4 protein-coding genes and 2 pseudogenes are annotated in these 2,388 nt (G+C 40.3%); all 6 read right to left on the reverse strand.

What is annotated here, in order from left to right; translation table 11 throughout:
- Positions 1 to 127: 127 nt before the first annotated feature.
- Positions 128 to 427, reverse strand: a pseudogene (locus OKC24_RS20175) (hypothetical protein); the annotation flags it as partial.
- Between the two features lie 92 nt (positions 428 to 519).
- A pseudogene (locus OKC24_RS20180) lies at positions 520 to 729 on the reverse strand (hypothetical protein); the annotation flags it as partial.
- A 1-nt stretch (position 730) separates the two neighbouring features.
- Positions 731 to 1,006, reverse strand: coding sequence for a DUF968 domain-containing protein (locus OKC24_RS19485; RefSeq protein WP_265466267.1), 276 nt, complete (start codon positions 1,004 to 1,006; stop codon positions 731 to 733).
- Positions 999 to 1,172, reverse strand: a complete 174-nt coding sequence (locus OKC24_RS19490) for a hypothetical protein (RefSeq protein ID WP_165381228.1) — start codon at positions 1,170 to 1,172, stop codon at positions 999 to 1,001. Before OKC24_RS19490 ends, OKC24_RS19485 begins: the two co-directional genes overlap by 8 nt.
- A gap of 311 nt (positions 1,173 to 1,483) precedes the next feature.
- Positions 1,484 to 1,657 carry a hypothetical protein gene (locus tag OKC24_RS19495; RefSeq protein ID WP_165381220.1) on the reverse strand — a complete coding sequence of 58 codons (174 nt, stop codon included), beginning with the start codon at positions 1,655 to 1,657 and terminating at the stop codon, positions 1,484 to 1,486.
- Between the two features lie 128 nt (positions 1,658 to 1,785).
- Entirely contained in the window at positions 1,786 to 2,337 is a 552-nt protein-coding gene (locus OKC24_RS19500) for a hypothetical protein (protein ID WP_265466268.1), read from the reverse strand.
- Positions 2,338 to 2,388: the final 51 nt, after the last annotated feature.

A 2,388-nucleotide genomic window follows, 5' to 3' on the forward strand; every position in this document is an offset into this window, starting at 1 on the left:
TTGTTCGAAATCTTCCTCAGCCTCTAGATATTTTTCTTTTGCCTTTGGTAGAGGTTTAGAACGTGGTTTCGTTTTAGGTGGACGTTTCTTGGTTTTCCAGAAATAGCTGTCAGCATCCATAACACACCTAAATATTAGATTCCCAAGCAAACATCAAATCATCAGGCGTCACCAACCAACAACCCTGCTTATTACAAAACGCATGAATGTCATTCAAATATTCAGTAAACTGCTCAACCGTTGCATCCGTTGTGCTGATCAACACATTCAGCCCATCCGCCACTTGCTGATACATCGGATGCTTTTGATCCTTCAACACTTTTACTGCAGCAAATGTATTACGGTACTGTCCAACATCATCTCGGTCATAAATCCGCGCTAAAAACTGCTTTTTGAAAAATAGATGCTCTGAGTCTTTATCGGTTCCCNTACTGCAGCAAATGTATTACGGTACTGTCCAACATCATCTCGGTCATAAATCCGCGCTAAAAACTGCTTTTTGAAAAATAGATGCTCTGAGTCTTTATCGGTTCCCTGCCGCTTGGCCCACTGTGTTAACCATTTCCAATACAAACGGTTTTGCGCCTTGCTACGGTCTTCCAACTTCTGATCAATATGAACGACCAGCGGCCGACCCTCATCAATGGCCTTTTGGTGCCATGTGTTTAGAAAGCCCAGTGTCTTGGTGATATTGAGATGTGAATCAATGGTGAATGCAGCAGGTTCGATTTTAGAAACACTCTTCATCACTTTTACTCAACATCAACTCAGTCTTAACCAACCAGCTTTCAAACAGCTTTTCACTTTCTGCCCGGCTACCCAATTTGTACTGATCAAACTGACTGTGACAGGAATGGCATAATGGAACCGTATAAGCGTCATCAGCTTTAATGCCTCGGCCTTTACCATGCTTCGCGCTATTTGAATGAGCTGCCTGTGAATCTGGATTGCCGCATCGAATACATGGTAATAATCGAACCGCAGCTAACCGCTTCGGGCTACGCATACAAAGCTTCACGCAAATTCTTAATGCGCTCTTTCAACTTAATCATGATGCCGTCAATCGCCAGCATCTCATTTCGAGTCAACCCGGCCCGACTTAAATTCTGATACTTTGACAGCTCAGCACTGCAAAATTCTAAGTCCTGTTTCGCTTGCACTTTGTCTGTCATATGTTCACCAAATAAGAAAAGAAAAACCCCGCCAATATCTAGAATTGAGCGGGGTTTTATATGCCGTAATACGTTCGGCAAACTATTTAACTTCTTTCAAACAATCCCGGCACACCTTGATTTCTTCACCATCAATCGTGTAATCGATTTCTATAGCACCATGAAAGCCGAAAAGACATTTTATAAATTGGAGCATGTGAATCTCCTGAATTTTTTGGGTGCCGGCTGGATTCATTTTTAAACCAATTAGGATTAAACAGTCGGCATTAAAAAAAGCCCACCATTTGGCGAGCTCCTTATCTCAAATTAAATCAAAGATGTTGAATTTCAGTTTTTAAAAACCTATATCCCTTTTCTACAAAAATATTAGCTATTTCAGAGCCTATATTTTTCTCTTGATTTAATTCGGTTTGGATAGCCTCATAAACACTATCAACCCCGAGGTTGAGACTGTATTTGAGGATACTTTCAATAAAACGTTCCATCAAAATTCCTTTTTAAATGGTATTTAAGATTAATGCACATCCTGTGCAATTTTACACTTGGTCTCGGATAAACCGTAATACGACCAGTATAGTAAAACTATACCTTAGTCAGTAAAATTTTCCTAGCATTAATTTTTCGACTCTTTGTAAGTTTTTTTACGATATGCTTCGATTGCTTTTGCGGCACTATCAATAGCTGACTCAAGCGCTATTACCATCAAGTTTTCGTATTGCTTCCAAGTGCAATCATACGCTTTCAATGTCATCTGCCATGAGCGTATACCCGCATAATACAATCGACCTTGCTTTGTGAAATTCGCTTCCAATTCTGGGTTTAATGAAAAATCAATTACCATACGCGCCATCAAATCCGCCAATTCGGAAATTTTGATTTTCTCTGGTTCTCTACGCCCATCAGTAAGCGCATTGCTTTGCATAATTGCAGCAAGATGAGATTGAACACACCGATAATCAATTTCTGACTTTAGCCCAAAAATAATTACTGACGTTACAGATTTTTCTAATTGCGTCTCCATACTCGCAATCGCACCCAAACGATCTTCATAATTCAAAGGCTTTTCCCCAGTGCCATGCGCTTGTGGTTCAAAGTTTGGTGACTTAGCTGTAATACCTTTGGTCAACCACTCAAACGGTTCAAATTTTTCTGCCGCTGCATTCATACCCTGCCCTCAAATCTTACTCAAGTCTAAAATTGTCATCGTGCCCCAATG

Source organism: Acinetobacter entericus (assembly GCF_026168575.1).
Taxonomy (GTDB): domain Bacteria; phylum Pseudomonadota; class Gammaproteobacteria; order Pseudomonadales; family Moraxellaceae; genus Acinetobacter; species Acinetobacter bouvetii.